The sequence below is a fragment of the Roseomonas rosulenta genome (assembly GCF_016106005.1).
Lineage (GTDB): Bacteria > Pseudomonadota > Alphaproteobacteria > Acetobacterales > Acetobacteraceae > Neoroseomonas > Neoroseomonas rosulenta.
In genome coordinates, this window is sequence record NZ_JACADR010000533.1 from 1 (window position 1) to 1,330 (window position 1,330).

General features: G+C 76.7%; 2 protein-coding genes. Both read left to right on the plus strand.

Annotated features, from left to right (window positions below; translation table 11 throughout):
• Nucleotides 1-894, plus strand: an 894-nt coding sequence (locus tag HW578_RS26640; RefSeq protein ID WP_198373710.1) for a DUF1190 domain-containing protein, incomplete at its 5' end; no start/stop codon positions are given.
• Nucleotides 895-898: 4 nt separating this feature from the next.
• Nucleotides 899-1,330, plus strand: a 432-nt coding sequence (locus HW578_RS26645) for a hypothetical protein (protein WP_198373711.1), incomplete at its 3' end; no start/stop codon positions are given.

Here is a 1,330-nt window from a genome sequence, read left to right on the forward strand (position 1 = left end):
CATCGGCGCCTCGGCGAGGACCTCGCGCGCTGCGAGCGGCTCGAGCAGGCGGTGGCCCGCGAGCAGGTCGAGACGCGCCCGCGCTTCACCACCGTGAACGCGTGCGAGACCCTGTTCGGCCGCGGCGCCTGCGAGGGCGAGACGCTCGCCGCCGTCCCGCCCAGCTGGCGCCCTGCCCTGGCCGGCTGGGCCCGCGTGCCGGGGCAGATGACCGCCGTGCAGCCGGTCATCCGCGACCGCGACGGCACCGCCTGGGCCTTGCCCGAACCCGCGCCCGTCGCCGGCAGCACCTTGGCCCAGCAGTCCCAGCCGCGCGCGGTCGCGACCCTCGACTACACCGCGACGGCGCGCGCGCCGCTGGCGGTCTCGCTGGCCTATTACCGCCTGGCGCCGGTCTATCCCGACCAGGCGCTGTGCACGGCGGAATGGCAGGCTTGCGAAGGCTTCGACCTGCCCCTGCCGACCCGCTTCGCAACCGAGGACTCCTGCCGCGCGACCTGGAGCCAGTGCAGCGAGGTCGAGATCCCGCCCGCCGCCCTGCTGGCCGCGGCGGCAGTCGCGGCGCAGCCGGGTGCGGCCACGCCGCGCAGCAGCTGGGGCGGCTACAATTCCTTCTGGGTGCAGCGCTACGGCAGCGGCATCGGCCCGCGCTACCAGGGCTGGACCTGGAGCGCCGACCGCCAGCCAACGGCCTCCTACCGCCCGGCGGTCGGCACCGGGCCGCTGCGCGCCTGGGACAGCGGCAGCCGCACGCTGGGCCAGGCGAATCGTATGGGCACCTATGCGGGGCCCAACGCGTCCCGCCTGACCGGGTCCACGGTGTCGCGGCCGACCTCCACCATCACGCGCGCGGGCTTCGGTTCGACCGGCCGCGCCTATTCCTCGGGGGGCTGAGCCGATGTCCGCCGCCCGCCCGCAGGCCACGATGCGCCGCCAGGACCGCTCGCCGGCGCCGCCCGAGACGCTGCTGACCGACGCGCAGCGCCGCCTCATGCTCGCGATGCTGGTGGCCGGGGTGGCCTACCTGCTGGTCGGGCTGCTGGTGCCGCCGCGCGGCGTGCTGTTCTGGGCGATGTTCCTCCTCGCGCCGCCCGTGCTGGGCGGCGTGGCGGCGCTGTTCGGCAGCGCGCGCGGGATCGATGCTTGGCTGCTGAGCGGCGGCCGGCCGAAGCAGGCCTGGCAGCCGGGCATCGCCGCTTCCCTTCCCGAACCCGCGCGCCAGGCGTTGCAGGTGGCGCTCGTGCCGGCGCTGCTGGCCGAACTCGCGCGCGCCGGCGCGGGCATGCCCGCGGCCGAGAAGGCAGCGGCGGGCCGGCTGCTCGAGGCCGCG